16 protein-coding genes are annotated in these 25,615 nt (G+C 36.1%); 2 read left to right on the forward strand and 14 right to left on the reverse strand.

Annotated features, from left to right (window positions below):
• Positions 1 to 6: 6 nt before the first annotated feature.
• The 5 genes from CSC80_RS11385 to CSC80_RS11405 all read right to left on the reverse strand — a co-directional run bounded on the left by CSC80_RS11385 (position 7) and on the right by CSC80_RS11405 (position 13,619).
• Positions 7 to 1,170: an endo-1,4-beta-xylanase gene (locus tag CSC80_RS11385; protein WP_236973379.1), complete on the reverse strand. Its 1,164-nt coding sequence runs from the start codon at positions 1,168 to 1,170 to the stop codon at positions 7 to 9.
• A gap of 196 nt (positions 1,171 to 1,366) precedes the next feature.
• On the reverse strand, positions 1,367 to 5,491 hold the full coding sequence (locus tag CSC80_RS11390) for a two-component regulator propeller domain-containing protein (RefSeq protein ID WP_099191939.1): 4,125 nt from the start codon (positions 5,489 to 5,491) through the stop codon (positions 1,367 to 1,369).
• Between the two features lie 210 nt (positions 5,492 to 5,701).
• Positions 5,702 to 9,010, reverse strand: a complete 3,309-nt coding sequence (locus CSC80_RS11395; RefSeq protein ID WP_099191941.1) for a VCBS repeat-containing protein — start codon at positions 9,008 to 9,010, stop codon at positions 5,702 to 5,704.
• A gap of 109 nt (positions 9,011 to 9,119) precedes the next feature.
• The gene (locus CSC80_RS11400) at positions 9,120 to 10,604 is read right to left on the reverse strand and encodes a RagB/SusD family nutrient uptake outer membrane protein (protein ID WP_099191943.1); all 1,485 of its coding nucleotides are present in this window, start codon (positions 10,602 to 10,604) and stop codon (positions 9,120 to 9,122) included.
• An 18-nt stretch (positions 10,605 to 10,622) separates the two neighbouring features.
• Positions 10,623 to 13,619, reverse strand: coding sequence for a TonB-dependent receptor (locus tag CSC80_RS11405; RefSeq protein WP_236973380.1), 2,997 nt, complete (start codon positions 13,617 to 13,619; stop codon positions 10,623 to 10,625).
• Between the two features lie 333 nt (positions 13,620 to 13,952).
• Here CSC80_RS11405 and CSC80_RS11410 point away from each other — a divergent pair, with 333 nt between their 5' ends.
• Both CSC80_RS11410 and CSC80_RS11415 read left to right on the forward strand, forming a co-directional pair.
• The gene (locus CSC80_RS11410; RefSeq protein WP_099191945.1) at positions 13,953 to 16,088 is read left to right on the forward strand and encodes a thioredoxin domain-containing protein; all 2,136 of its coding nucleotides are present in this window, start codon (positions 13,953 to 13,955) and stop codon (positions 16,086 to 16,088) included.
• A gap of 115 nt (positions 16,089 to 16,203) precedes the next feature.
• The gene (locus CSC80_RS11415; RefSeq protein WP_099191947.1) at positions 16,204 to 17,397 is read left to right on the forward strand and encodes a DegT/DnrJ/EryC1/StrS family aminotransferase; all 1,194 of its coding nucleotides are present in this window, start codon (positions 16,204 to 16,206) and stop codon (positions 17,395 to 17,397) included.
• 12 nt (positions 17,398 to 17,409) lie between these two features.
• On the opposite strand, the gene ribB is transcribed toward CSC80_RS11415, so the two are convergent.
• The 9 genes from ribB to CSC80_RS11460 all read right to left on the reverse strand — a co-directional run bounded on the left by ribB (position 17,410) and on the right by CSC80_RS11460 (position 25,439).
• Positions 17,410 to 18,546 (reverse strand): 3,4-dihydroxy-2-butanone-4-phosphate synthase, encoded by a 1,137-nt coding sequence (gene ribB / locus CSC80_RS11420; protein ID WP_071341941.1) that lies wholly within the window; start codon positions 18,544 to 18,546, stop codon positions 17,410 to 17,412.
• A 2-nt stretch (positions 18,547 to 18,548) separates the two neighbouring features.
• Positions 18,549 to 20,036: an LptF/LptG family permease gene (locus tag CSC80_RS11425; RefSeq protein WP_262493617.1), complete on the reverse strand. Its 1,488-nt coding sequence runs from the start codon at positions 20,034 to 20,036 to the stop codon at positions 18,549 to 18,551.
• A gap of 26 nt (positions 20,037 to 20,062) precedes the next feature.
• Entirely contained in the window at positions 20,063 to 20,707 is a 645-nt protein-coding gene (locus CSC80_RS11430) for an outer membrane lipoprotein carrier protein LolA (RefSeq protein ID WP_071341943.1), read from the reverse strand.
• Positions 20,708 to 20,721: 14 nt separating this feature from the next.
• Complete coding sequence (locus tag CSC80_RS11435; protein WP_074673466.1) at positions 20,722 to 23,106, reverse strand: DNA translocase FtsK; 2,385 nt, start codon at positions 23,104 to 23,106, stop codon at positions 20,722 to 20,724.
• Positions 23,107 to 23,169: 63 nt separating this feature from the next.
• A complete protein-coding gene (locus CSC80_RS11440) occupies positions 23,170 to 23,535 on the reverse strand; it encodes a diacylglycerol kinase family protein (protein ID WP_058105828.1) in 366 nt (121 codons plus the stop codon).
• A 13-nt stretch (positions 23,536 to 23,548) separates the two neighbouring features.
• Positions 23,549 to 24,052: a thiol peroxidase gene (gene tpx / locus CSC80_RS11445; protein WP_099191949.1), complete on the reverse strand. Its 504-nt coding sequence runs from the start codon at positions 24,050 to 24,052 to the stop codon at positions 23,549 to 23,551.
• 119 nt (positions 24,053 to 24,171) lie between these two features.
• Positions 24,172 to 24,429 (reverse strand): hypothetical protein, encoded by a 258-nt coding sequence (locus CSC80_RS11450; RefSeq protein ID WP_058105830.1) that lies wholly within the window; start codon positions 24,427 to 24,429, stop codon positions 24,172 to 24,174.
• Complete coding sequence (locus tag CSC80_RS11455; RefSeq protein ID WP_058105831.1) at positions 24,410 to 24,724, reverse strand: thioredoxin family protein; 315 nt, start codon at positions 24,722 to 24,724, stop codon at positions 24,410 to 24,412. The genes CSC80_RS11450 and CSC80_RS11455 overlap by 20 nt, the downstream gene beginning before the upstream one ends.
• A 70-nt stretch (positions 24,725 to 24,794) precedes the next feature.
• Positions 24,795 to 25,439, reverse strand: a complete 645-nt coding sequence (locus tag CSC80_RS11460) for a peroxiredoxin (RefSeq protein WP_058105832.1) — start codon at positions 25,437 to 25,439, stop codon at positions 24,795 to 24,797.
• Between the last annotated feature and the right edge of the window lie 176 nt (positions 25,440 to 25,615).

A 25,615-nucleotide genomic window follows, 5' to 3' on the forward strand; every position in this document is an offset into this window, starting at 1 on the left:
TAATGTTTAATGAGTGCTGTCTTGCTTAATTTCCAAAACGCTATGGTATGCCGCTTTTGGTTGGTATGAACGGTCAAATAACAATGGGTAATTGGTTCTTTTTTCAATGGGCCAGTTATTTAGCCAAGAGTGACCGTCATTAATACCCCAAAAGGTAACCCTGCTGATCTTATCGCTATGTTTCACAAAAAGCTCAAAAATATCTTTGTAGCGTTTTGCCAATTGAGTGGCTACACTATCGGGTAATTGATCGCTATACGGATTCATTTGTTCACTGCCTTCAAAATTTTGACTTACCTCTGCGCCTTCCAGATCCCAAGGGTTGGGTAATACGGTGATGTCCAACTCGGTCATCATCACTTTAATCCCTAAATCTGCATAAGCTAAAATGCTCGTTTCTATTTGTTCTAGTGTTGGGTCTTCTAAGCCCCAATGCGCTTGCATGCCAATACCATCAATTTTAACACCTTCCTTTTGCAGCATTTTTACCAATTCAATAGCTCCTTTTCTTTTTTCTACATGGGTCATGTTGTAGTCATTGTAATATAGCTCCGCTTTTGGGTCGGCTTCTTCTGCCCATTTAAAAGAGTTCACTAAATAATCTGGACCTAGCTTTTCTAGAAATAATGAATTACGCAATGTGCCGTCTTCGTTTAGAGCTTCGTTGACTACATCCCAACCGTGAATTTTACCTGTATACCTAGCAGCTATGGTCTGCACGTGATTTTTTAAACTGGCATTTAATTCTTCTGCAGATGTTATCTTCTCAACCCATTCTGCCAATTGACTATGCCAAACCAAATTATGGCCAATGAAGGCTATATTGTTTTTAGTACTGAAATCTATATAACGGTCAGCAGTTTCAAATTCAAATACGCCTTGTTGGGGTTCCATATACATCCATTTCATTGAATTTTCTGGCGTAATGGTATTGTATTCCTTTTTTATTAAGTTGGCGCCAAGACTATCTTTTAATGAAATTAGTGCATCATTTACAGCTGCACCAATTAGAAAGTTATCTGTAAAGGATTCTTTTAAGGATACTTCTTTTGTTTCTGGTAAAGGAGGTTTTTGATCTGCACAATTTACCATTAGAAAAAGAAGGGCAATAAAAGACAGATTTTTGATTTTTTTAAATAGAGCTGATGGGTTGTTTTTCATATGGAACATAATTGATTTTTAGTTTTTGAACAGACTCTAAAAATACAATTGGCAATTAAGTTCCATTAGAATTTATGGCGCATTAGATGCTAAAATTGTTGCATTATTATCAGTTGACACTAGTAATTGTGGGTATTTCGATGATTGTAGACCTTTAAATTGCAGAAATGATAATTTGCTTAAAACACAACTAGAAGGATAAAAGTTAAGTAGTACTTTTTAATTCTGTAGGTAGAATTCCAAATTCATTTTTAAAACACTTGCTAAAGTAGGATGCAGATGAAAAACCAACTTTAAAACCAACTTCGCTAATGGAGTCGCTACCGCTTTCAATCATCTGTTTTGCTTTCTTTAAACGAATTTTTCTAATTAGTTCATTAGCCGTCATACCGGTTATGGCCTTTATTTTTCTATAAAGTTGACTTCTGCTCAATGACATGTCATCTGCCAAATGTTCTACATTAAGATCGGGCTCTCCCAAGTTTTCATTTACGTAGTCTAACACCTTTTGCATAAAGGTTTTATCTAAATTAGAGGTGTTATCTAAAAGGGTGATTTTATTCTTGTCGTTAATATTGTTCTCTAAGAATTGCTGTCTGCTTTCTATAAGCCTGTTAATGTAAGACTTCAACAGTTTCATTTCAAACGGTTTGTTGAGGTAGGCATCTGCACCAGAATCTATACCCTTAATTTTGTCACTGCTCATTGCTTTAGCTGTAAGCATAATTACAGGTATGTGACTGGTCTTTAAATCTTCCTTTATTTGTTTACAGAACTCAAAACCATCCATTTCTGGCATAATTACATCTGTAATGATAATATCGGGAATTCCTTTTAGTGCAATTTGTAATCCTATTTTACCATTTTCTGCCTCTACAACGGTATAATCAGCTCTTAGTTTGTTCTTTAAATAGATTCTTAACTCGGTGTTGTCTTCTACTATTAAAATTGTCTTTTTGTTCTCAGTTTCAAGATCAAATAGCGCATTAGATGAAACATCTTCCATAGCATATTCTTCCTCAATATCCTTATTTGCTTTACCGGTAGGGATACTTAGTTCTGATGAGTCTAAGTGGTCCTTGCCTAGAGGAAACAATAAGGTGAATTTGGTGCCTTGACCGACTTCACTTTCTACTTCAACCATCCCTTTATGGAGTTGTACAAAGCTTTGCACAAGCTCTAGACCAATTCCTGTACCTGAGCTGCCAAAATACTGTTGCGTTTTATCAGATGCTTGATAGAACCGTTTGAATATATGTTCTATATCCTCTTTGTTAATTCCCGATCCGGTATCTTCAATACTGATTTCCAATGCATTTCGGGGAGTAGAATCATTTAAAAGCGGGAAAACTACCTTATGCATGTGGGCATAAATACCTAAAGTTATAACGCCGTTTTCCGGTGTAGCCTTAAATGAATTTGATAACAAATTGAAAATGACCTTTTCAAGTAAACCGGGGTCTCCCCAAAAATCCATTTCAATATTGTCATCCGTTTCTGTACTGAGCAATATATTTTTTTCAAAGGCCTCTTCTTCAAAGTGCTTTGTGATTTCCTTTACAAACTTATAGGCATTTATCTTAGAAGAATTCAATGTCATTTTATGTAAATGCAGTTTTCTAAAATCCATCAGCTCGTCAATTAAATTTTTTAGACGTTGTGCATTCCGGTATATTATTCTATGTTTTTCTTTCAACCCTTTGTTGAGCTTGTAATTATTGGTTTCCATGATATCCATGATAGGATTCATAATCAAGGTAAGGGGAGTTCTAAACTCGTGCGAAATGTTGGTGAAAAATTGAATTTTCTTTTCATTTAGAAGTTCTTCTTGTTGACGTTGCGATCTTTCTAATTGAATAATTCTGCGTTCTTCCCTTCGTTTGTTCAAATACCAATTAATAATATATACCAAACCTATAATGAAAAGTACGTAGGCACCAACGGCCCATTTGGTAGCCCACCACGGAGCGAGTATGGTAATTGGTAATTGCAAGGGGCTTTCTGTCCAAACCCCATCATTGTTGGAGGCTTTTACATGAAAAACATAATCACCGGGATAGAGGTTGGTGTAGGTGGCGGTTCTATTGTTACCTACATAGTTCCAATTATCCTCTAAACCTTCTAGATAGTACGCGTAATTATTGTTGTTGGCCCTGGTAAAATTAATAGCTGCAAATTCTAGGGTAAAGACATACTGTTTGGCATTTAAGGTTAAATGTTCTACTTGGTCTATGTTTTTTTGTATCGGTGAATCTGTATCATTTGGTTTTACAGATGTGTTGAATAATTTTAAGTCTGTAAAGTAGACTCTAGGTTCATGACCGTTTTTTAAAATGTTCGTAGGGTTGAAATAGTCTATGCCTTCGTAATTGCCAAAATATAGGAGTCCGTCATTGTCTTTGGTTACGGCGTTATAATTAAAGTTATTGGCGAGTAAACCATCTTCTTTGTTGTAGTTGAAGATTTCATTCGTATTGGTATCTATCATGGATAGGCCACTATCTCCACCAATCCAAATATTTCCATTATTATCTTCTATGATCGATGAAACATTTTCAAGTTCAAGACCGTTTTTAGTATTGAACCATTCAATGGTATTCTGTTTGCTATTGATTTTGCAAACACCTTTTTCATAGGTGCCTAACCAGATATTCTTTTGGCTATCCTGAAAGAGTGCTCTTGAATTAATATTGTTTTCTACCGAGCTGTCACCCGTAATAATTTCATTAAAAACCTGAGTTACAAATTTTTCTTCATTGTTTTTATAGGCTTTTAGAAGGCCATAAGGACCACCGATCCAAATATGATCATTATCGTCTATAAGAATTGATCGTATATGTCCTTCTTTGCCAAGTGACGTGTTAAATGAGGCGTCAGCATGATTATTAAAAAGTCTGGTTCCTGGGTCAAAGGAGTGTAAGCCTCCAAAAAACGTAGCGATCCATATTTTGCCATTGGTATCTTGAGCAAAGTTTGTAATACTATTGGATGTTAAACCGCCATTTGTATTATTGATAGTATAATTGATGACCTTGTTACCATTTTTAGGTAGGAAGTAGATACCAGAGCTCCATGTACCTGCCCATAAGTTTTCATCGTTATCTAAGAACAAGGTTTGAATATCTAATTTTTCTAAGGACTTGTAATTTTGGTCATCGCTTAGGTGATGAAATTCTTGTGTTTTTAAATTGTATTTATCAATACCGCCGCCATCCATACCGATCCACAAATTGTTATCGGTATCTTGAAGTATACCTGTAACAGAAGGAGATTGTAATGAGTTTGTACTATAGGGCAAACTTTGTATGTCTTGAAACTTATCGTAGAATTTGTCATATACCCCAATGCCTTTATTATAATATCCCAACCAAATTCGATCTTGGTTGTCTACGAAAACCGACCAAATTGAATTTGATCGAATACTGTTTGGGTCAAACTTATCATAAGTATAATTGTAAATAGGATTTCCAAATGTATCCAATACAAAGACGCCATCATTTTCAGTAGCGCAAATTATGGTTTGGTTATCAAGCTTTTTAATACCGAATATTCTTTTATCAGTAAATGAAAATTGTTGGGAACTAAAAACGCCTTGATCATTTCTAGTTAGTTTTAAAAGCCCTTTAGAAAAAGTACCTACCCAAATATTATGGTTTTCATCAACCGATAACGACTGTATGGCGTAGCTATTTTTATCGTTGCCTATTTTTTGTTCGTTTAGAATATCTTTTTCTGCATTGTAGTGATATAGACCTAAATTAGAACCGATCATCATATTGCCGTGGGGTAGAGAAACAATAGCATTAATGACAGACTTGCTGCCGTTTGAAGCTAAAGCATCTCTAATTTCTGAAATTTTGTTTGTGTTAGGGTCTAAAGTGTAAAGGCCATGTGCTTGGGTGCCTATAAACAATACCCCTTTTGAGCTCTCTTTTATAGAGAAAACAGGTACATCTTTTATGCCTTTTGAATTATAACTTGTGAAATTGTTCAAAGTTCTATTGTAAAGATTAAGACCTTTACTAGTGCCCACCCAAAGTTGATCTTTTGAGTCTAAGTAAATAGTGTGCACAATAGAACTGTTAATTGAAGTACTATCAGTAGAATTTTGTTTAAATGCCTTTAAATCGGTGCCATTATAGTTATAAAGCCCTTCACCATATGTTGCAATCCAAATAAGTCCGTCGTTATCTTGTAAAATTCCCGTAATGGCACTTTTTGGTATGCCTTCATCTATAGTTACAAAATTATATCTATCGGCAATAGTTTGCGGCTGCCCAAAGGTGGCTAAGCTTATTAAGCATACTATAATTGCGATATTAAGTCTCATAAACTATAACTTTAATTAAAAGAGGTGCTTTTAAAAATATAATTATTTAAAGGTTTAAACATGATTGGGCATTCAATTATAGAAATAAGAAAACCTTAGGTAACCTTCATAATTATAGGTTCGTTTTATCTTCCCCCTATGTAGTACAAGGTGTGAATGCCATAGTTTTTTTAAGTCTCTACTATGTTTTAAATAACGATAACCTTTTCGTTATTTCCATCTTACAAATTGTAAATAATCATTGTTTTTGGCTGCAAGAATGTATTTGTCTTGACTTCCTTTTTGTATGATACCCATAGCCTTTACGTCACCAGGTATAAACAAACCACTATCATTAGCTGAAACGGGAGAAAAATCACCTTTGCCATTGCCTTTAAGGAACAAGCCGTAGCCAGCATCATTACGCGGGGTTTCTACTTCAGATACCAAAAGGTTTCCGGCCAATAGAATATCCAGATACCCATCTTTGTCATAATCGTTGACCAAAATTTCGTTTACACTTGATATTTGGGCTTCTACGGGCAATTGATGTACTATAAACTTACCATCCTTATTTTCTAAGTACACGCTTGCAAATGACTTTACTTGGTAGTGAAGTGATGATTGCAATGAACGTTCAGTATAAACATCTTCTAACGTAGCTTCTGCAAAGCTCTCATAGTTTTGGAATTTCTGTTTTATCGCCGGGATCTGTTGAGATGAACATTCACGCCCTCTTAAAGGATATTGCTTTCCGTCATTATAGTAGCTCAATACTATATCGTCTTTATTATCCTTGTCAAAATCGTTAACAAAGATGTCAAAGGTTTCGTTTTCAGTTGCTTTGTATTTATAGTTTAGGCCATTATTGCCAACTACATAATCCATATCACCGTCTTGGTCAAAATCACCTTGTTCAATACTCCACCACCAACCGGTAGTGTCAGAGCTTAGCCCCATATCTTCAGAAACTTCTATAAATCCGTCAGGAGTGTTTTTAAATGCTTTAATTGGCATCCATTCCCCAACAACAATAATGTCTTTTCGGCCGTCTTGATCAAAATCAGTAATTACGGCATTAGTTGCCATTCCTAAGTTCTTAAATGCATTTGGCTGCAATTTTTTGTGCACTTGAAATTTTACGCCATTGTCATTACTTATATTTTCCAAAATATAACTACTTGCAGGGCTAGGATAATTACCTGGTACTTGTCTGCCCAAAACTAAAAGGTCTTCATCACCATCATTATCAAAATCGGCATTGTATGCCTTAGAACCACTGGAAATGACATTTGGCATAAGGGTTTCTGGTACCTTGGTAAATTCACCGTTTCCATCATTGAGGTACAATCTGTCTCTAAGTAAATTGTCGGTTTTTGTAAACTCATATCCACCACTTACCACATAAAGATCTTTATCACCATCGTCATCGGCATCGAAAAATAGAGCTCCAGTGTCTTCACTTAAAATATCTTCGTCAAGAAAAGAACTGCTCTGTTGTACAAAACCGGAATCATTTTGTATAAATAATGCACCTTTTTGTTCTGCAGATCCGCCGATATAGTAATCGTCCAATCCATCTCCGTTAACATCGGCAATGGCTAAAGCAGGACCAAAAGCTGACATTTGGTGAGGTAAAAGAACTTGCGTAGCAAAATCATCATGGTAATTTTCAACATGCTTGTATTCCGGAAAAAATTGGGTGGTATCCGTAGTAAATATTCTTGGGGATTCTGTAGTAGTGGTAGCTATTTTAGTCGCTTCTTTATTTGCGAAAGTTAGTTTTTGGTTGCTATTTATATTTTTTTTGATTTCTTCCTTACCATTGTTCCAAACTACTTTGATTTCGTCTATTGTGGTATGTTTACCAACACCAAAATGTAATTCTGGAGCTACAGATGACTGAAATCCTCTAGATAAGGTGAGTTCTTGTACTTGGGTTACACCATCTGTACTAACATAGACCCTGTTGCCCAGACCCATAGTGTTCTCGTCATCACTTTTAAAATTTACAGTAACGAAGTTGTTGGTTTCAGAACTATTGTTTTTAAATACCGAAGCTTTATCATCTATGTTGTTGGTAATGATTTCAAGATCTCCATCATTGTCTAAATCTGCGTAAACAACCCCATTAGAAAAACCTTTGTAATCTATTCCCCAAATGTCATTTGCCATTTCAAAATCTAGATTGCCATTATTTCTAAAAATAAAATTCTCTATTTTTTCTGAAGGTATACTGTTGCTCAGTTGGAGTAGGGTATCTTCTTTGATTTTTATTTTATCTAATTTATTAAAGTAGTCGTTGTTATTGATTTCTTTTCTTGTTCCGTTTGATACGAATAAGTCTTTATTGCCATCATTGTCAAAATCAGCGAACAATGGTCCCCAACTCCAGTCAGTAGATGAGGTGCCGGTAATTCTAGATACGTTTGAAAAATGTGGGATGCCATCTGTGTAAATACCTGAATTAAGTTGCATACAATTATGCATGTATTGGTAATGAAAACCAGCATTGACAACTGCCCAAAATAAACTTGGATTCATGCTGGCCATATTTGCTTTTTTTCTTCGGTTGCTTCTGGCATCCATATCTACCTGAAAAATATCTAGATTGCCGTCATTGTTAATATCTGCTATATCTGTTCCCATACCATAGAAAGCAGTATGCGCTGTAGCTTCTTTAACCACTTCTTTGAATGTACCATCTTGGTTGTTGATATACATAAAATCTGGTGAGTTGAAATCATTGGAAACATAAAGGTCCGGCCAGGTGTCGTTATTTATATCACCTACGGTAGCACTTAATGTTAAACCAAAATTTTTGAGACCGGCTTCTTCAGTTACATCAATGAATTTATTGCCGTCATTTCTGTATAAGTGATCGGACTCTGAAGACTTTGGGTTCTTCATTTTAAAGGAATAATAGAAAGTAGGAGACGTAAAGTTGGTAGGAGGGTAGTTGGCAACATAGACATCTAAATCGCCGTCCTTGTCATAGTCAAAAAAAGACGCTTGCACACTGTTGCCATTATCGGCAAGCCCATATTCGGCAGCTTGCTCGGTAAAAGTGCCATCGGTATTATTAATGAACAATTGGTTTTCTTTTGGAGAGAATTTTCCACTTACGGAGCAGTAAATGTCCAGAAATCCATCTCCATTTATATCTGCCATGGTAACCCCAGTGTACCAGCGGTCATCACCAGCAACACCTGCAGTGGCGGTTATATCTTCAAATTGCAAATTACCTTTATTGAGGTATAATTTATTGGAAACTTGATTTCCGGTAAAAAAAAGGTCTGGCAGCCCGTCATTATTGATGTCACCTGTAGCAACGCCACCACCCATATATAGATAAGCATAAGTGAAATAGTTTAGGGAATCGTTTTCGGTAAGTACATTACTGAAATCAATTCCGCTTTGGCTAGCATCTAAGCTTGAGAAAATTTTGCCATTAACAGCCTTGGTTTTTTCACTACAGCTTATACATACAAATAAGCCCAATGAGCAAATAAATAGCCTTAGAGCAATTGATGATTTCATAGTATCAAATTTAATTTTCAAAATAAGGTATTCTTAGCAAGTATATAGAAAAAGCAGCATGTTTTAACATGCTGCTCCAATCAAACTAAACTAACTCAACATAACTCTCTTAATAACCAGGGTTCTGGTCTGCCGCCGTTATGTTTTCATTTGAGGATATTTCTCTATCCGGTATGGGCCAAAGCTCATTTTTTCCGGTTTGAAAATTAGTCCCTGCCAATTCTGTGTCGGTCAAATTCCATCTTAAAATGTCATTAAAACGTACTTGCTCCCCTGCCAATTCAACTTTTCTTTCATGAACAATAGCCTCAAACACTTCAGCTTTAGAAAGTCCGTATGGCAAATCATCCAATGTTGCTCTTTCACGAACTTCATTGATCAAGTCAATAGCATTATCTTGAGAACCTACTTCGTTTTCACATTCAGCTTTCATCAATAACACATCTGCATAGCGTAAATATTTAAAGTTTATGCCAGACTCTTGATCTTCGTTGGCATCTTTGTAATAGTTCTGGTATTTTTTCCAACCAGCTCTTCTTTGTTCACCAGCAGTCAACATTTCGGCTGTAACCACTCCGCCAGCAAACGTATCGCCTACAGAATAAAAACTACCGGCATATCTTGCATCGCCATCTTCAAACTCATCTAACAAATCATTTGATGGAAAAACATTGAACCAATCATTAAAACCATATTCTTGACCTCTAAAAGTAGCTTCGTTTGGACCTGCACCCGTAACCGATGAATCCCATTTTGCACTTGCCCCCAAAGCATCATCATATTCAATTTCAAAGATAGATTCTACACCATGTTCAGTTTCCTCCGTGAAATTGTCAAAATAATTTGGTTCTAGTGAGTAGCCCGAAATTTTATTGAATTCTGCTAATGCCAAAGCATGTTCTCCTCTGTATAGGTATACTTTGCCTAATAGTGCGATGGCCGCACCTTTGGTGGCTCTACCATTATCCTCTTCACTTTTGTCCAGTAAACTAGAGGAGGCTGCTTGTAAATCTGATATGATCAACGCATAAACTTCATCGGCAGTTGACTTGGCAACCCCAACCGTAGTTGTAGGTATTTCAGTAATTAAAGGCATGTCTCCAAATCTGGTTACTAAAAGAAAGTTATATAGCGCACGTAAAAATTTAGCTTCGCCAATAAACTTTTGCTTGGTAGCGGTACTAACCAAACCTTCATCTATGGCGTTGATAGCTTCTTCATTACCAATTACAAAATTTGCTTTGTTGATGCCTCTATAGCAACTTTCCCAGTAGTCTGCAATAGGACCGTGGCTAGAATCAAAGGAGAAATCTAAATATTGCCTTTTGTCCGATTCTAATTGCGGATTACCATCATTTTCATGAGACATGTTGTCTTGTGAGAAAAACATATGTCTGCTGTACAGTCCTCGTGTTTGCAAATTTGCATATGCCGCATTGACGGCAGATTGAACTTGGGCTTCTGTCTTAAAAAATGTATCTGGGGATAGACCGTTAGGGTTTACCAGTTCCAGATCATTTTCGCTACACGCATTTATGATCACCAAAGCGGTGAATAGCGCGAATGTTGAAAAAATTATTTTTGTCGATTTCATATTTCTTTTCTTTAACAATTAAAATGATACTTGTAAACCTATTAAGTAAGTCTTAGGCTGTGGATAGGCACCTCTATCAATACCATACTCGAATAAATCACCATTACCAACTTCTGGATCTAAGCCCGAGTAGTCTGTTATAGTTATTAAGTTTTGACCACTTACATAGATTCTAAACTTTGAGAATAGTTCACTACCAAATGCATTGCTAGGTATGGTATAACCAATGGTCAAGTTCTTTAATCTGGAAAAAGAACCATCTTCTACAAAACGATCGGATAATTGTAGGTTTTGTGGAGCTCCGCCTGCTCTAGGAATAGTTGTTGACGGGTTAGTCGGTGTCCACCTATCCAATACACCTACGCCTGAGTTAAATAACCTTGGCATACCCTCTAGGTCATAGATGTTGGTGTTGTAAAGATCTCTTCCATAAATTCCTGTCCAGAACATATTGAAATCCCAGTTTTTATAATCAGCACTTAAGTTTAGACCATAAGTAAGATCTGGTAATGGATCACCAATAATTGCCCTGTCTTCTGATGTAATGTCGCCATCGTTATTTAAATCTTTAAACCTAATATCGCCCGGCTGTACCGTAGTTTGATCTGGGTTTGCAGTAAATACAGCGTCCACTTCAGCTTGGTTTTGATAAATACCATCTGTAACTAGACCATAGAAGTGAAATAAAGATTCGCCCTTTACAACTCTTGTAATATTCTGGTTTTCAAAATTACCGCCAACTAGTTCATCTACACCACCTAACGATAATGCTTCGTTTGAGCTTGTAGAAAGGTTTAAGTTTGCAGACCATTTAAAGTCGCCTTCAAAGTCATTGAACCCTAAGCTCAGTTCAAAACCTGTAGTTTCAACAGATCCAACATTTCTTACTTGACTACCTTCATTAATACCCAAAGATGTAGAGGTAGGCACTCTAATTAGAAGATCGTCACTTCTATTTTCATAATATTCAAGAGCTGCAGTAAACTTGTCGTTTGCAAAACCTAAATCTACACCAACGTTAAGTTGTCTTGTTTCTTCCCACTTTAAATCAGGATTTTCAAGTCCGAAGGCTGTAGTACCAACAGCATTGGAACCAGCAATAGGATATAGGAAGTTGTTGACCAACGTGGCACTGTATAGGTAGTTATCAATACGGTCATTACCAGAGTATCCTAAACTACCTCTTAATTTTAAGGTGCTAACATTGGTGTTTTCCATGAAATTCTCTTTTGCAATGTTCCATCCTAAGGCATATGAGGAAAACCATCCCCAACGATTATTCGCCCCAAATTTGGCTGATGCATCACGTCTTAAAGAAACTGCGGCAATGTATTTGTCATCGTAGTTGTAGTTTAATCTCCCTAGAAAACCCAATCTGTTATACTCAAATGAAGTACTCTGTAAACTAGAATCTTCATTAGAAAGTTCATCTATTTCATCTGAAACAGAATTTCTACTATTGGCATTTAAACTGGTGCCTTGACTTTCAAATTTTTCTGAAAGTAATAATGCCTCAAAATTGTGGGCATCGCCAAATGTAGTGTTGTATGTTAAGCTATTGGTGAAAATTATAGTTTGTCCTGCCGAGTTGTTTTTGGTAATAGATGCGAAAGCTTGCTGATGGGTACCACCTAAACTGTCATCATTGTAAGAAGGTATAAATCTATCACTTGTTCCTTTGTAATAATCTAAACCAACCTGCGATTTAAACTTTAATCCTTCTATAATATCATACGCTGCAAAAATGTTGCCTACCAATGCAAAAGTGTTATTAACGGCATTACCATGCTTTAATATTCTCACTGGGTTTTCTGCATCTTGTCCGTCACCAGCACTATTTGGTCCTTGGAAACCTCCTAAGTTGTTAGAGTTGTAAACAGATAAATAGGGGGCAGCTTTAATTGCATGCTCTAAAAGTGAACGATCACCAATACCGGTTGGATCAGGATTTTGCTTATTGAAATTGATCGACATGTTTTGACCTAATTTTAGTTTGCCAAAGGTGAAGTCGCTATTTGCTCTAAAAGAATATCTCTGAAAACCGGTTTCGATAATGATACCTTCTCTTTCAAAATAACCACCTGAAATTCTAAAATTACTTGTTTCACTACCGCCAGAGGCAGCCATATCATAGCTTCTAATTAGACCTGTGGTGTAAATCTCATCTTGCCAATTGGTGTTTAAGCCTGATGTAGAAGAAGGTGTATTAGGTACTATGCCCCAAGCGTCACTTGCATATTGTAAATATTGTTCTGTATTCAGAACATTATAACGTTGGTTGTTCTGCTGAAAACCGGTATGTGCATTAAAAGATAATTGTGTTTTACCACTTTTTCCTTTTTTAGTAGTTACGATAATAACACCGTTAGAACCTTGTGCACCGTATACAGCAGTGGTTGACGCATCTTTTAATACGTTAATGGTTTCAATGTCGTTTTGGTTTATGCCTGATAGGTTTCCTACAATTACACCATCAACAACAAATAATGGAGAGTTATTGCCAAAGGTTCCCAGACCTCTAATAGTGATTGATGGCTCTGAACCTGGTGCACCTGTATTTACAACAGAAATACCTGCAGCACGACCTTGTAAGGCTTCCGTGGCATTAGCAACGGGAACTGCATTTAAATCTTCGGATTTTACGCTAGATATGGCTCCTGTTACTGCAGCCCTACTTTGTGCGCCATAACCAACGACTACAACTTCATCTAAAGCTTGAGCATCTATTTCCATTGATACAGTAATGGAAGATTGCCCGTTGATAGAAATTTGTTGAGAAACGTAGCCAATGTAACTAATTGATAATGTACCGTTAGATGGTACGTTGGATAATGTGAAATTACCATCAAAATCAGTTTGTGTGCCATTTGTTGTACCCGTCACCACAACCGATGCTCCAGGGAGCGGAGTCCCTGTTTCATCAGAAACTAAACCAGATACGGTAGAAGTTTGTGAGTGGGCCAATTGCCCCAACATTGCAATAAATGCAATGAATGTCATTTTGAGTTTAGTCATAATTAATTAAGTTTTAAGTTGTTATTTAGGCGTATTCAATTCTAGGAATACACCACTCAACAAATATAAATTGAGGCTGTTACGGGCAGTAAAACAAATGAAGCGAACTCTAGTAATTATGAAGCAAACGGCAAGTGGTCAATAGGGATACGGTAATATTGTGCAGTATTTTTTACGATAATGTTATTTTATAATTAAGTGGTTTGTATAATTCTTATTTAAAGTATTTATTATTGTTTATTTGATAATGAGGGTTTGGTAGATTCTTCAAAATATGCAGGTGTAAAGTGGTATATAAATTAAATATATCTTTGGGAACCTTATTGATTATCTATGATGTTTAAAAATTGGATTTTAGTGTTCGTTTTTACAGGTGCTTTATTAGCATGTAAAAATCAAAATAAAAACACGGATTTAACTACGGAGAGTGAAAATCACCAATTCACCAATGAACTAATAAAGGAGACCAGTCCTTATTTATTACAACATGCTCATAATCCTGTAAATTGGAAACCATGGTCATCTGAAGCTTTTAAAAAAGCGGCAGATGAAAATAAACTCGTAGTCTTAAGCGTGGGGTACTCTACTTGTCATTGGTGTCATGTTATGGAGGAGGAGTCTTTTGAAGACTTGGAGGTCGCCAAATTAATGAATGAGAAGTTTGTGAGTATTAAGGTGGATCGTGAAGAACGGCCAGATTTAGACATGGTGTACCAAACGGCCCTTCAATTGGTCAATGGTACTGGTGGGTGGCCAATGAATGCCATTATTATGCCCAATGGGAGCCCTGTTTTTTTGGGTACTTATCATGAAAAAGAGAATTGGAAAAATATTCTTCTAAAATTCAGTACCGAATATGAAAAGAACCCGGGGAAAATGCAAGAATATGCCACTATGCTTTCAGAAGGTGTTCAGGAGGTGTATGATCAACCTGCAAATCAAATAGCAAATGCTATATCACCAAACATAATTGAAAACGGTATATCTAGCTGGTCTAGTTTATGGGATAATGAGTGGGGAGGAAACCAAGGGGAGCAAAAATTTATATTGCCTACTAACTTGATAATGTTGTTAGATTATGCCGTGCTAGAACAAGATGAAAATGCTAAAAATCATGTGCTTAAGACATTGAACAGTGTAGTGCATGGTGGAATTTATGACCATGTGGACGGTGGATTTTTTAGGTACAGTACCGATCATATGTGGAAAGTTCCTCATTTTGAGAAAATGTTATATGATAATGCACAATTGATCAACCTGTTATCTAAGGCGTATAAACTTACAGGTAATGAAGAATTTAAAGTGGCAGTAGAGGAGACCTTTAAATTTTTACATACCGAAATGAGAAACGAGCAAGGGGGCTACTTTAGCGCTATGGATGCAGATACCGATGGGGAAGAGGGCTTGTATTATATCTGGAAGAAAGATGAATTGCAAGATTTGCTTCAAAATGATTTTGAGCTCTTTGCCCAATACTATGGAATTGTAGATGGTGAAGTTTGGGAAGATGGGAATTTTGTATTGAACAATAAAATTTCAAAAAGTGAATTTTTACAGACTAATACATTAAATGAAGAACAGCTGAATGAAAAACTTGGAAAATGGAAGAAACTTCTAAATCAAGCAAGACAGAAAAGAACAAAGCCAAAAAAGGATTATAAAATATTGACCTCATGGAATGCTCTTTTAATTGATGGTTATTTAGAAGCTTATAAGGCATTTGGCGATGATAATTATTTAAACGAGGCTATTTCCGTTTTTAATTATCTCACAGCTAATAATTATACCAATGGGCAATTGGTACATTCTTATACGAAAGATAGTAAGCAGCGAGAAGTGTTTTTAGAGGATTTCGCGTTTCTAGCAAAGAGTGCATTTTCTTTATTTGAAGTGACAATGGAAACCAAGTATTTGGATTTTTCAAAGGAGCTGATGCAAAATGCGGAACAGAAATACAAAAGCAATTCGGTATTATATTACTATAATATAGCTAATGACTTGGTTCCTAGTATCATTAATACTTCAGATGGTGTTGTGCCTTCTGCCAATGCCATAATGGCTCAGAACTTTCTAAAAATTGGTCATTTGGAGTATAACACCGACTATTTGCAAAAAGCAGAAACCATGGGTGCATTGGTAACTTCAGATTTTGAGAACCATGCCATTAGTTATGGTGCCTGGGGCTCTTTGCTTTTGCAGCAAGCATATCCTTTTTATGAAATTGTAATAGTTGGTGAGAATGCTGAACAATTGTTATCGCAAATGAGCAAGACCTATATTGCCAATACTATATTGGTGGGCAGTAAGGTAGAAAGTGAAATTTCTTTGTTTAAGGATCGCTATATTGATGAGGATACGTTTATATATGTATGTCAAAATAACACCTGTAAATTACCGGTAAAGACAATCGATGAAGGGTTTCAGCAAATGGTTTCCTTTGGATATAAGGGATTTAAGGGGAGCAATTAAATAGTATTTCCTTTTTATAGTTTTCAATGGTCATTTTTTTAAAGATGATGTAAGCTAAACTTTGCTTTTGATGATAATTTAAATAAGATTTGTAGTACAATAAAAAATAGATAGCATGCCAGGTTTTGAGTTGTTTGGGGAAAAGGAAAAAAGTCAAGTTCAAGATGTTTTGGATTCAGGGGTATTAATGCGTTATGGTTTTGACGGTATGCGTAACAACCACTGGAAGGCTTTGGAACTGGAAGCTGCACTGACAAAGCGAATGAATGCAAGTTATGCACAGTTGGTAAGTAGTGGTACCGCCGCATTAACGGTTGCCTTGGCTAGTGCAGGTGTTGGAGCGGGAGATGAGGTAATTATGCCAACTTTTACATTTGTGGCTAGTTTTGAGTCTATTTTGGCTATAGGGGCCGTACCTATTTTAGTTGATGTGGATGATACCTTGACCTTAGATCCGGTTGCCGTTGAGAATGCAATAACCGAGAAAACAAAGGTGGTGATGCCGGTACATATGTGTGGTTCTATGGCAGATCTAAAGGCATTAAAAGCTATTTGTGATAAACATGATTTACTGTTGTTAGAAGATGCTTGCCAGGCAATAGGAGGAAGTTTTGACGGAAAACCATTGGGTAGTTATGGTGATTTGGGTTGTTTTTCTTTTGACTATGTAAAAACGATTACCTGTGGTGAAGGAGGGGCCGTTATCACCAATAATGTAACATATAAAACCAATGCGGATCATTACTCAGATCATGGTCACGATCATGTAGGAAATAATAGAGGTGCTGAAGAACATCCTTTTTTAGGTTATAATTATAGAATTTCTGAATTGAATGCGGCCGTAGGGTGTGCTCAAATAGAACGCTTAGATGATTTCTTGGCCATACAGGAAAAACATTATGCAGTAATAAGGGAAGAACTTAGTGTTCTGCCAAATATTGAGTTTAGAAGAGTACCGGTTGGGGGCGTAGAAAATTATTCGTTTATATCGTTCTTTCTACCAACTGCGGAATTAGCAAAAAAAGCACACACGGCATTAGGTGAAGCTGGTGTAGATGCCTGTTTTTATTGGTTTGATAATAATTGGCATTACTATAAAAAATGGGAGCATTTAACTTATAAACGATCTTTAGGTAAATTACCTCAAGAGGTTGTTAATCAGTTGCCTGACTACTCAAATTCTGATTTTTCAATATCGGATGCTTGGGTAGGTAGAACGATATCATGTCTCATTAAACTAAGCTGGACCGGCGAACAGGTGGCTGAACGTGCGGCAACAATGAAACAAGTATTGGCAAAGTTTGATTAACCTAATTATATCTTAATAAGATACATACTCTACAATTTCCAATCCGTAACCTACAATGCCTACACGTTTAGCTTGGGTGCTATTGGTCATTAATCTCATTTTATGAATACCTAAATCATGAAGTATTTGGGCTCCAATACCAAAGTCTCTATTGTCCATTTCAATTTTTGGAGCTTTTTGAACACCTTGTTTTTGTAATTCTTTTAGCTCTTTTAACCTTGAAAGTAGGTTCATTGATTCTGAATCTTGATTAATGAATACTATGGCGCCTTTGCCTTCATCATTAATTTTTTGAAACATCTGTTCTAGCTGCTCATCTGGATTATGGGTTAAGGTTCCCAGAATATCATTATTGATCAACGTAGAGTTTATTCTCGTCAAAATCTTATCATCGGATGACCATGTACCCTTTGTTAGTGCAATATGAACATGATTGTTGGTGGTTTGTTTATATGCCCTTAATCTAAACTCACCAAAACGGGTTGTAATATTGAAATCGGTTTCTTTATTGATCAGACTGTCATGTTCCATTCGGTAAGCAACAAGGTCTTCTATGGAAACTATTTTTAAGTCGAATTTTTTGGCAACATTTACCAGTTCTGGCAATCGTGCCATAGTACCATCTTCATTCATTATCTCAACGATAATTCCGGCAGGTTTTAATCCGGCCAATCTTGCAAAGTCTATAGCGGCTTCTGTATGTCCTGTTCTTCTTAATACACCACCTTCTTTGGCAACCAATGGAAATATATGCCCTGGTCTTGCTAAATCATGCGGTTTGGTATCGCTCTCAGTCAAAGCTATAACCGTTTTTGAACGGTCACCGGCAGATATGCCCGTAGTAACTCCTTTACCTCTTAAATCTACGGAGACGGTAAACGCCGTTTCTAAAGGGTCGGTATTGGTACTTACCATCATGTGTAGACCTAAGTCTTTGCAGCGACCTTCGGTAAGTGGTGCACAGATTAGACCTCTACCATGTGTAGCCATAAAATTAACCGTTTCTGGTGTGGCTAATTCGGCTGCAGCTAAAAAATCTCCTTCATTTTCACGATTTTCATCATCTACAACGATAATTACTTTACCGGCGCGAATGTCTGCAATCGCTTCTTCAATACTATTCAATTTAATATCACTCAAATCTTTCATTTTTAAGCTTCAGCTTTATCTTTTTTCTTAAATAATTTTTTGAAGAAATCGGCTATGAAACCAAAATCCATCATTCCCTTATCTTCGGTAGCTCTTTTGGTTAAATACACTCCCAACGGAAGCATTATAAGTGTTGATAACCACGCCCCCAACATTGGATGAATGTTTCCTTCTTTTGCGTAATTTCCGGCGAATACACCAATGAAATAATATATAAGGAAAAGTACAATGGCGATGACCATTGGTAACCCTAAGCCACCCTTTCTTATAATAGCGCCTAATGGGGCACCTACAAAGAACAATATGATACATGAAAAAGCCAATGCATATTTATTATGTAAGGAAAGTATATGCATGTTGTAAATTTTATACCGCTTCTGTAATTCTTCTTTCTTTCCACTTACGGTACCTAAAATACTGCTAGTAGCGTTTTTAGCGCTGCTTAAAATCTGTATTTGTTGCCAATCTGGAAATAGGACTAAAAAGTTATCCGTTATAGAATCTTGAAAGGCTGTATTTTGTTTTGCCTGTAATGCTTTGTTTTCTATAATGGAGTCTTTTTTTCTAACCATGTCAGATTTGGTAGAATCTTTGTTTTTGGGCATTAAAGGTGTAAACATTCCTGTTCTTCCTTCAATATTTTTAGAAAACGCGCGTACAATTCTAAAATTATCTCCTCGTAAAGAATCGATATCCTTTTTTAGTCGGGATATATTCTTCATTTTATCGGTACTGATATCTCTTTCTTCCTCAAGGTCATCGTTATTGATCTCAGGAATTTCAATATTCATAGTGTACGTATCAAAATCTGCTTGAGCAAAAGGGAATTTCATTTTATTTTCACTGCTCTTGGTCTGTACGTCTTCATATAGATGCCCGTCTTTTAATACTAGCTGAATAATATCAGAGTCTTCGCTACTGATCAATTCGCCGGTTTTAGACTTAATAACTCTGGTGTTGACGTTATTTGCAGATTTTGTATGAATAATGACGTTCTTTAAAAACCGGTCATTTTCACCGTATTTTTCATCAACCTTAATATTCATACCTTCAAAATCACTAAAAACACCTTCTGCTACAACTGCGGCTGGTTTTACCTTAGCAATATTTCTACGTAGATTGTATATTTTTCGTTGCGAAAGAGGAATCACATTATTGGCAAAGAAAAAGGTTACTCCCCCTAAAACTGTGACAAAAATGATTAAGCTTAACATGGATCGTTGCAGTGAAATACCTGAGGCTTTCATGGCAGCGAACTCATAATTTTCGGCAATTGAACCAAATGTTAAAATAGATGATAACAGTACTGTTAATGGTAGAACCTTTTCTGTAAGATCAGGCATTAGGTAAAATAGAAACTTACCTATAATAACAATGTCTAGACCTTTACCGGCTAAATCATCAATAAAAAGCCAAATCGTTTGAAATATGAAGATGAACATCAATATTACAAACGAACTGACAAAATTAAAGACGAACCTTGATAGGATATATCGGTCTAGTATTCTCAATAGTTCTAATTTCTTATAATGAAATAGCCTTCATCTTTATACTTGGCTTCGTCAAAAGTAAATAAGGTTTTGGACAAATCTTGATCTGTTTTAAAAGAATTAACAGTGATCGTAGTCTTGGTACCGTTTTTACCTGTCTCAATTAATTTGTAGATATGCTTAGTGCCCATATCAATACCCAATAATCTAGATTTGATCTCGGTGTCAGAGTCAATAGGTGTTAACTTAACATATTGAATTTTTCTACCTTGTATATTCTGTAAAATGTCCCATGCATAGTTATGTCCTTCCTTGTAGAATGTCAACATTTTAGAAGGTGTCATGGCATTTTCATCGTCAGATTTATCTTCTATGGTTACTTCTTCGTTTTCAGGAACAATAGTATACACTTTATTACCATCAAAAATCTGTTGTGATCCAAGGTAATTGAACATGTATTTATTGCCGGCAAGTGTAACGTCGCCTCTTGTTTCTTGATTAATGCCTGCTTCTGCATTCTTTAAATCGAATTTAAAGTCAACAAAAATGTTGTCGTAACCTTGTACTTTGTTATACACTTCATCTAGTAAAGCTTTTGCCTTATCAGAATTTTGCGCATTTGCAAATGCCGTAGATAATATAACCGTTAATACAATAATAATTTTTTTCATCTCTTTCTTTAATATTATTCGTTATCCAATATTTGTTGAAGGGCCACCATATCAGACACATAAACTTGTCTTGCTTTGCTGCCTTCAAACGGACCTACAATTCCTGCTGCCTCCAATTGATCAATGATTCTACCGGCTCTATTATAGCCAAGTTTTAACTTTCTTTGAATTAAAGACGCAGATCCCTGCTGGGCAATTACAATGACTTCAGCAGCTTCACGGAACTTAGAATCCCTTTCCGACACGTTATTATCAAGACTCGTGCCAGAATCTTCACCCACATATTCGGGAAGCTCATGCGCATCGGGGTAGGCGCGTTGACTACCAATAAACTCTACTATTTTAGCAACTTCCGGCGTGTCTACAAAAGCACATTGAATACGTGTGACATCATTACCTTGCGTAAACAACATGTCACCTCTACCAATTAATTGATCGGCACCTGCTGTATCTAAAATGGTTCTTGAATCTATTTTTGAAGTTACCCTAAAGGCTAACCTAGCCGGGAAATTGGCTTTGATAATACCAGTAATAACGTTAACCGATGGTCTTTGTGTTGCAATGATCAAATGTATACCAATAGCCCTTGCCAATTGAGCTAATCTGGCTACCGGTGTTTCAACCTCTTTACCTGCGGTCATAATTAAATCTGCGAACTCATCAATAACCAATACGATATAAGGCAAGAACTTATGTCCATCATTCGGGTTAAGTTTTCTGGCCTTAAACTTGGTGTTGTACTCTTTTAAGTTACGAACCATGGCCAATTTCAGTAACTCATACCTATTATCCATTTCAATACAAAGCGAGTTCAGGGTATGAATTACTTTGGTGTTGTCAGTAATAATAGCTTCTTCCGAATCTGGAAGTTTGGCCAAGAAATGACGTTCAATTTTGTTGTAAAGGGTAAGCTCTACTTTTTTAGGGTCTACTAAAATAAATTTAACCTCTGCAGGATGCCTTTTATACAATAACGAGGTTAAAACCGCATTTAATCCAACAGATTTACCTTGACCTGTAGCACCTGCCATTAGTAAGTGTGGCATTTTTGCTAAATCTACTACAAAGGTTTCATTACTAATGGTTTTACCAAAAGCAATAGGCAGTTCCATTTCGGCTTTTTGAAATTTGCTTGATGCAATTACCGATCGCATGGAGACTATGGTAGAATTTTTATTAGGAACCTCAATACCAATGGTGCCTTTACCCGGAATAGGGGCAATTATACGTATACCGAGTGCAGCCAATGATAATGCAATATCATCTTCTAGATTCTTGATCTTACTGATTCTTACACCAGCTTCCGGTACAATTTCATATAAGGTTACCGTAGGGCCAATGGTTGCCTTAATTTGGGCAATACCAATTTTATAATTTTTGAGAGTTTCAACAATTCTATTCTTGTTCTCCTCTAATTCTTCCTGATTTATGGTAATACCCCCAGTTGTACCATGTTGGTCTAAAAGGTCAATGTGTGGAAATTTATAATTTCCTAATTCAAGAGTAGGATCAAACTCACCAAAATCGTCAACTAACTTATTGGCCAGTACATCTATTTCTTCTGGCTCTTCAATAACTTGCTCAACTTCCATAGCCAAAGTTTCCTCAGGTTCTGGTGCGGTTATTTCAAAATCACTTAAATTATCTTCCTCTTTTTCTAAATGGGGAATTTCTGTTTTATGAGTATAGGTGTCAACAACCACTGGAGCTTCTTCTTCAAGAGAGGTAGTTAGCAATTCTTCTTCCTCTTCTAAAGATTTCTTTTTGTTTGCCTTACGTTCTTGGTTTGCTTTAAACTCTGTAGTTATGGCTTCTTTTCTTGATTTAAAGAAAGCTGAAATTCCTTCGGGAGTAACTTCAAACAAACGAACGAGAATAAAAATAAGACCAAAGACCAATAATAATAAAACACCAATTTTACCTGCGTAATCTTGAAGGAAATCGTTCATTTCAAAACCGACTAAGCCGCCTAATAATGGACTTGTAGTTGCAAAGAACCCAAGGGCAATTGAAATCCAGATGACAAAAAGTAAACCCCAAATCCATTTCTTAATGAGCGCCTTAGATGGTAGACCTAAGAATAGGTAGATTCCACTAATACATATTAAAAAAGGGAATATAAGTGAAGCAACTCCAAATCCTTTATACATGAAAAAATGACTGATACTAGCGCCAAATTTATTCAGTAAATTTTTTGCAAGTTCATTCCTGTCCTTAAACTCGGACAATAGGCTTTGGTCATCTTGCCAGTTAAAGTAAAACGATATAAAAGAGAAAAACAGCGCAATGCTAAATAGCATGAGCAAACTACCCAAAATGATTTTATTCTGTTTGGATAACTTAAACGGTGATCGTTTTTTAGTAGGTTTTGGCTTTGATTTAGATGCCTTTTTTGCCATTAAAACTTAATTCTGGTGCTAAATTACAAATTTACGTTGAGCTATGGTGAACTATAGACTTGCCTAAAGAATCTTTGGTACGTATATAATAAGACCAATAATGGCTGATGCTATAGAAACTAACATTACGGCACCCGCAGATATATCTTTTATGAATCCGATTTTTACATCAAATTCTGGTTGAATGTAGTCAGCAATTTTTTCTACGGCCGTATTCATGCCTTCAATACCTAAAACAATGGCTATTGCAAATATTTGAAGTATCCATTCCGTACTTGAAATGTCGAAATAAAAACCAGCGGCTGTCATAACTATAGCAATGAATACCTGAATTTTAATACTTGCTTCGGTTCGTATTAAAAGTATGGCACCTTTAAAGGCGAAACCAACACTTTTAATACGATTGACCAAAAAGGATTCTTTTGGCATGAGATTTTTGTTATTAGTTCATCAACGCCTCTAATGCCGCTTTGTAATTTGGCTCTTCAGTAGTTTCAGCTACCTGCTCAGTATAAATAACATTACCTTTTTCGTCAACAACCACTACGGCTCTTGATAATAAAGGAGCTAAAGGCCCGTCTGAAAATGCTACGTTGTAACCTTTTCCAAAATTACCATCTTTAAAATCTGAAAGCATTTCAACATTTTCAATACCTTCTGCACCGCAAAATCTTGCCTGAGCAAATGGTAAGTCCTTAGAAATACATAGTACTATGGTGTTATCCAACTCTGCAGCTTCTTGGTTGAACTGGCGAACGGATTGTGCACAAGTACCTGTGTCAACACTCGGAAAAATATTTAGAACTACCCTTGAACCTTCATAGTCAGAAAGTTTTACGCTAGATAAGTCGTTTTTAGTTAATTCAAATTCCGGAGCTTTGCTGCCATTATTTGGTAAAGTTCCTATAGTGTGTATTTCATTTCCTTTTAATGTAACCGAAGCCATAACTTTTATCTTTTTATGATTGAGAATGTGAAATTATAAAATATAAAGATGAAACGAGCGGGAATAGGACAAAAAAAAGTCCCTTCAATTTTGAAGGGACTTTATAAATTTAAAAGCTATTATTGGTCTATGGAGCCTAAGACCCGTTTCATAAACTGATTCATAGCATCTTTTTTTGGAGTGCCAGCTTCTATACTATTGGAAACTTCAATGGCACCGTACATATTTGAAATAAGTTCTCCAATGACATCAAGTTCTTCATCTTTTAGCGAAGGCAACTCTGTAAGTGCTTCTAGAGTTTCAATGGTCTCTAGAACATAGTCACTATCCTTCTCTTCAATGAACTCCGTCAATAATTTAATTATGGGTAATCTCACCGATCAGTTCTTTTAATAGGTCATACTTATTGGTCTGAACCTGGTTTTTTAATTTACCTGACTCAAATGAAGCAAAAGTTGGTAAGTTGCTTACGTCAGCTAATTTTCTTGATTCTGGAAACTTTTCGGCATCTGCCAATACAAAAGTGATATTTTCGTTCTGCGAAGCTTCTTTTTTAAATTTAGGCTTCATAATTCTACAGTTACCGCACCACGTGGCAGAGTATTGAACAACAACGTTAGGGTTGTTTTCAATGATTTCCTGTAAATTATCTTGTTCTAATTCTAATAACATAACTAAAGCTTTTTAATGGTTAATAAAATGTACATGAAGTATTTCACTTCATGTACATTAAACATTCTATTTAGTTTGCATGAGCAGAAAGGTAGCTAGCAACTCCGTCTCTATTTGCAGACATTGCCTCTTTACCTTCTTCCCAGTTTGCAGGGCAAACTTCACCTTTTTCCTGTACATGGGTTAAAGCATCTACCAAACGTAAATACTCACCAACATTTCTACCTAAAGGCATATTGTTGATACTTTCGTGTTGTACAACACCTTCTTCATCAATGATATATGTTGCTCTGTAAGTAACATTGTCACCTTCAACCTGAACGGTTTCAGTTTCTTCGTCGTAAACTTCGTTTTGGATATCCAATATTCCTAAAACGCTAGATAGGTTACGGTTACTATCCGCTAAAATTGGATATGTTACACCTTCAATACCACCGTTATCCTTGTCTGTGCTCAACCAAGCAAAGTGTACTTCTGGAGTATCACAAGATGCACCTATTACAAGTGTGTTTCTTTTTTCGAACTCACCAATGGCAGCTTGGAATGCGTGTAATTCCGTTGGGCAAACAAAAGTGAAATCTTTTGGATACCAGAATAGAACTACTTTTTTATTATTTTTTTGAGCTTCTTCTAAAACATTAAGTTTAAAAGTATCGCCCATGTCGTTCATTGCGTTAACACTAATATTTGGGAATTTCTTTCCTACAAATGCCATAATATGTTTTCGTTTTATAATTAATTATAAAGCAAAATTAAGACTTGTAAGAGGGTAAAGTGTCTTTCTAAATTAGATTTTTCAATAGTAGAATAACTATTTTGAATAGCGAAGCAATACAGGTGTTTTTAGTGTCGAAGACGTAAAATTAAGGCCCTTAATTTATCACATTGACA

The sequence above is a fragment of the Maribacter sp. 6B07 genome (assembly GCF_002700155.1).
GTDB lineage: Bacteria > Bacteroidota > Bacteroidia > Flavobacteriales > Flavobacteriaceae > Maribacter > Maribacter dokdonensis.

What these genes read in the sequence shown, in the direction of transcription:
- CSC80_RS11385 (WP_236973379.1), bottom strand. Translation starts at nt 1,170, where the DNA reads ATGTTCCATATGAAAAACAACCCATCAGCTCTATTTAAAAAAATCAAA.
- CSC80_RS11390 (WP_099191939.1), bottom strand. Translation starts at nt 5,491, where the DNA reads ATGAGACTTAATATCGCAATTATAGTATGCTTAATAAGCTTAGCCACC.
- CSC80_RS11395 (WP_099191941.1), bottom strand. Translation starts at nt 9,010, where the DNA reads ATGAAATCATCAATTGCTCTAAGGCTATTTATTTGCTCATTGGGCTTA.
- CSC80_RS11400 (WP_099191943.1), bottom strand. Translation starts at nt 10,604, where the DNA reads ATGAAATCGACAAAAATAATTTTTTCAACATTCGCGCTATTCACCGCT.
- CSC80_RS11405 (WP_236973380.1), bottom strand. Translation starts at nt 13,619, where the DNA reads ATGACTAAACTCAAAATGACATTCATTGCATTTATTGCAATGTTGGGG.
- CSC80_RS11410 (WP_099191945.1), top strand. Translation starts at nt 13,953, where the DNA reads ATGATGTTTAAAAATTGGATTTTAGTGTTCGTTTTTACAGGTGCTTTA.
- CSC80_RS11415 (WP_099191947.1), top strand. Translation starts at nt 16,204, where the DNA reads ATGCCAGGTTTTGAGTTGTTTGGGGAAAAGGAAAAAAGTCAAGTTCAA.
- ribB (WP_071341941.1), bottom strand. Translation starts at nt 18,546, where the DNA reads ATGAAAGATTTGAGTGATATTAAATTGAATAGTATTGAAGAAGCGATT.
- CSC80_RS11430 (WP_071341943.1), bottom strand. Translation starts at nt 20,707, where the DNA reads ATGAAAAAAATTATTATTGTATTAACGGTTATATTATCTACGGCATTT.
- CSC80_RS11435 (WP_074673466.1), bottom strand. Translation starts at nt 23,106, where the DNA reads ATGGCAAAAAAGGCATCTAAATCAAAGCCAAAACCTACTAAAAAACGA.
- CSC80_RS11440 (WP_058105828.1), bottom strand. Translation starts at nt 23,535, where the DNA reads ATGCCAAAAGAATCCTTTTTGGTCAATCGTATTAAAAGTGTTGGTTTC.
- tpx (WP_099191949.1), bottom strand. Translation starts at nt 24,052, where the DNA reads ATGGCTTCGGTTACATTAAAAGGAAATGAAATACACACTATAGGAACT.
- CSC80_RS11455 (WP_058105831.1), bottom strand. Translation starts at nt 24,724, where the DNA reads ATGTTATTAGAATTAGAACAAGATAATTTACAGGAAATCATTGAAAAC.
- CSC80_RS11460 (WP_058105832.1), bottom strand. Translation starts at nt 25,439, where the DNA reads ATGGCATTTGTAGGAAAGAAATTCCCAAATATTAGTGTTAACGCAATG.